This window comes from Chamaesiphon sp. OTE_20_metabat_361 (assembly GCF_031364565.1).
Genome location: NZ_JANLWO010000157.1, coordinates 1 through 4125, shown reverse-complemented (window position 1 = coordinate 4125; position 4125 = coordinate 1). Strand labels below are relative to the sequence as shown.

The 4125-nt window shown below is 48.9% G+C and carries 4 protein-coding genes; 2 read left to right on the top strand and 2 right to left on the bottom strand.

What is annotated here, in order from left to right; all coding sequences use genetic code 11:
• Positions 1-1713, bottom strand: a 1713-nt coding sequence (gene priA / locus RMO35_RS04365; RefSeq protein WP_309738812.1) for a primosomal protein N', incomplete at its 3' end; no start/stop codon positions are given.
• Between the two features lie 64 nt (positions 1714-1777).
• Here priA and RMO35_RS04360 point away from each other — a divergent pair.
• Positions 1778-2620 carry an ADP-ribosylglycohydrolase family protein gene (locus RMO35_RS04360; protein ID WP_309738811.1) on the top strand — a complete coding sequence of 281 codons (843 nt, stop codon included), beginning with the start codon at positions 1778-1780 and terminating at the stop codon, positions 2618-2620.
• A gap of 119 nt (positions 2621-2739) precedes the next feature.
• Here RMO35_RS04360 and hisB read toward each other — a convergent pair whose 3' ends face one another.
• Positions 2740-3381 carry an imidazoleglycerol-phosphate dehydratase HisB gene (gene hisB, locus RMO35_RS04355; RefSeq protein WP_309738810.1) on the bottom strand — a complete coding sequence of 214 codons (642 nt, stop codon included), beginning with the start codon at positions 3379-3381 and terminating at the stop codon, positions 2740-2742.
• Positions 3382-3762: 381 nt separating this feature from the next.
• Here hisB and RMO35_RS04350 point away from each other — a divergent pair, with 381 nt between their 5' ends.
• Complete coding sequence (locus tag RMO35_RS04350; protein ID WP_309738809.1) at positions 3763-3954, top strand: hypothetical protein; 192 nt, start codon at positions 3763-3765, stop codon at positions 3952-3954.
• Positions 3955-4125: the final 171 nt, after the last annotated feature.

Here is a 4125-nt window from a genome sequence, read left to right as displayed (position 1 = left end):
CAATTCCTGTCGCATATCGACGATTTTGACTGGAGGGAGGGGGCGGGCGTGGACGCGTTGGGAGGGGGAGGTAGTGGGAGGGAGTTGGGAGATGGGAGATGGGAGATGGGAGATGGGAGTTGGGAGTTGGGAGTTGGGAGTTGGGGCTTGGGAGTTGGGGGTTGGGAGTTGGGAGTTCGGGAGAGGGGGGGACTGGGAGAGGGGGGGATAATTAGTCTCCTTGTCTCCTCGTCCGTCTTGGAAAGGTGCTCTACTTGTCTGGTCGGGTCTCCCGCCCAGTTGGGAAACCCCCAGACCGCACTTTCCGCTCCTCGTCTCTTCATCACCAACCCCAATATTTACCCAAGTCTCTAGGGAGGGGGTGGCGGAGCCGAGGATCAGGGGGCAGGATTCTAGTTCGGCGCGCCAGTTGGCAATATCTCTAGTTTGGTAAGTGGGGGCGGGTTGGTCTTGTTTGAAGCTCGAATCGTGTTCTTCGTCGAGGATAATTAGTCCTAAGTTGGGTAATGGTGCGAAAATTGCCGATCGAGTGCCGATGATAATTTGACTGGTATCATTGAACATCTGTCGCCAGGTGTCATAGCGTTCGCCGTCGCTGAGGGCACTATGATAAACGCAAACTTTATCGCCAAATCGCGATCGAAATCTGTCAGTTAGTTGGGGTGTCAAGCCAATTTCGGGGACTAAGACTAAAACCGATTTGTTACGTGCTAGGATTGGCTCGATCGCTTGGAGATAGACTTCGGTTTTGCCGGAGCCAGTCACGCCATGTAGGAGGACTCGGGCGTATCCAGAAATATCGTTAATTACGGCTAGGGCAGCAGCTTGATCTGGGGTGAGTTGTTTGGCTGGTTCTTGTTGGAAGATGCCGACAGATCGATCGGATCGGAGTTTTTCTTTATCGACGATCGCGATGTATCCCTTCTGGGCAATTTTGACTAAAGTTGCTGGCGTGGTACCACCGAGTTTTGTTAATTCCGATTGCCATAATTCCCCGTCATGCTGTCTTAAGATCTCGACGACCTCGCGTTGGCGAGCGGACAGATCGTCGCCGATTAATTCGGCAGTCAAAACTACCGCTTTTAAGAGTTTGGGCTGTTGAGTTTGTCCTGATTCTAAATAAGATTCAACTAACTTTTTATCTAGTAATTCGCGCAAACCTTTAAGCGACTGCGGAATTTGTTTTTGAATATGCTGCCAACTATAATTTTTATCTGGTTGGGAATTCAATAGCTGAAGAATTTTCTTGGCGATCGGACTCAAGAAAACATCAGTATTTAGATCTGTTGATATTGCCTTAATCCGGCGATGCGATCGAGTCAATATCCCCGGTGGTAGCGCCACCTTAATAACTTGAATTAGTGGTGTATGATAGTAGTGACCGATTTGGGCTAACCACTGCCAATAATTAGCTTTAAATAATCCCGATGCGACCACATCCTCGATATCTTTAATCTTGGCTAAGGGGAGATTTTCGGGCAGGCGATCGACAAACCTAATCGCAATTCCCCCGACGACTTGCCCGCCCAAAGGCACGCTCAGAATATCGCCAACTTGGATACTCAATCGTGCGGGGACATTGTAGGTATATAACGCTTGAGTTCCCGGACAATCGACTAATACTTCAACTAGTCCCGATGCTTTAGTACCGATAGTATACCCAGTAATCGGTTCGGAGACGATCGTCGGAGCAGCCACATCGGAATTCAACATGAAGTTAGGTAAGATCGGGTAGTGTTTGAGAATTTTAACAAGTTTTAAGCTAAGTATAACAAAGATGAAACACTTATTATTAACCAAGTTTCAAGGTGCATTAATTGGCGGTAATCTGATTTATCTCGATCGCTACCAAATCGCTCCCAACCAATTAATCATGAATACCACGCCCGCATTAATCGATGGGATTAATTATCTCACCTTCGGTGGGAAATTTGCAATTGAAGATTGGTCTAAGCGGGTTAATCCAGATCTAAACAATTCAGCAAGCGCCTTGATTGCCATGCTTCCATTAATGTTATTTTTTCATGAAGATCGACCAAAATTACGCGAAGTTGTGATTAATATCAGCCATGAGTGGCAACTGGATTGGGAAACTTGTTCTAGTGCCGTGGCGATCGGTTATCTGGTTTCGCGATCGCTCACAGAATCTTTTAATACTAAGACGGCGATCTCTCAACTCCTCGATGAAATGACCAATCTGCATCCACTGATATTTCAAGAACTCAGTACGCTCGATCGAGCGTTGGCTGGTTCTATGAGCTTACATCAAGTCGAGCGGCGATTGGCGAGGATCGAGCAGCCAGTTATTACATCAGTACTGCTGGCAATGTCTAGCTTTATGGCTACTCCAGAAGACTTTAGCTTGGCGACACGGCGTGTCGCCAAGCTGGAGACGCGATCGCTCCTGGCCTGTGCCCTGACGGGCATTCTGGCAGGCGCTCACAACAGCTTGAGCGGAATTCCGCTCAATGGCTACATTGCCACTCAGGAGCGAACTCAGTGGCAAGCTTTAGCAGCACAATTACTAAATGCTTGGGCGGGAGTCGATCTCCAGCACCCGCAACCGCCAGATCTACCGCTGGCAATCGCCGCTCCGAATGTTATTCAACGCCGGGGATAGTGAATAGTGGATAGTGGATAGTGAATAGTGAATAGGGAAATCCAATGAGCGCGAATCGCTATCCACTATCCACTATTCACTAAAACACCAATAGCTTCATTTTGTACGAGACACAATCCTCACAACACCCCTTTAGAACTTGGAATAGTCCCGATCCGGCGCAGATCGAATTCTGTCGCCATTCGCATCGATCGCGCAAAAGCTTTGAAAGTTGCCTCGATAATGTGATGGGAATTGATACCATCTAATTGGCGCAGATGCAGCGTCATCAAACTATGATTGACAACTGCGACAAAAAATTCGCGGACTAACTGCGTATCGTAGGTACCCACGCGTTGGGTGGGAATCTCCAAGCCATAACTCAGGTGTGGACGACCGGAAAAATCTAGCGCCACTTGCACCAAGGCTTCATCGAGCGGGGCGACAAAATGCCCGAACCTCACAATCCCCTTGCGATCGCCTAACGCTTTGCCAAGAGCCATCCCGAGGGTAATGCCGACATCTTCATTCGTATGGTGATCGTCGATTTCGATATCGCCTGTGGCACTGATGTCGAGATCGAATAAACCGTTGGCGGCAATTTGGTGGAGCATGTGATCGAGAAAGGGAATCCCCGTCTGGGCGCGACAGATGCCCGTCCCATCGAGATCGATCGTCACAGTCACATCAGTTTCACCCGTTTGGCGATGAACTGTAGCAATTCTGTTAGCTAGCGCAGAAGTAGATGCAAGTTTGCCGTGGGCTTCGATCTCGGTGAGCATATATTTAGCGATCGGTGTGAGAGTAATTGGTTAGGTAATGTGAGGATTTTTGGAAAATGTAGGATAGCACTCGCAAACCCTAGAAAATCCTGCTAGCCTTTTTAAGCTGCGGTGGATACACAAGTCAATTGCTTCGTTCTCGCTGGGCTGACCCCCCCAACCCCCCCAACCCCCCCTTATAAAGGGGGGGCTTTTGCTCCCGCCCCTCTACAAGGGGAGTGCTGGGCTGACTCCCCCAACCCCCCTTATAAAGGGGGGCTTTTGCTCCCTCCCCTTTATAAGGGGAGGGCTGGGGTGGGGTAAAGGGGCTACGCAGCAATTTTAACTTGTGTATCCACGGTAGATTTTTAAGAGGGATTCTGCGAGACAAGACAGGGAGCTTTGCCCACTAGAAACGTAGCAGCTAGACTTTCCAAATATCCAGATACTCCTAATTTTATCATTTTAGCCACTCCCATCCCCCCCAACTCCCAACTCCCAACTCCCAACTCCCAACTCCCACCACTTGTCGATTCACCACCAAAATCTGGGAACGATAGTAAAGATAATCTTCAGATGCAACGGAATCGGTAGATGAGTGGAATGTCTATGGGTGATGTGTTGATACCAGGGGAAACATTACCACTAATTCCTTACCAATCGCAGGATCTCGCTCGCTTAATCGAATCATTTCGGCAACAGCAGGCGAGTGGCACTTTACAGTTGGAAGTGGAGGTACAGCCTGGTAAATGTTGGCAGCGAGTC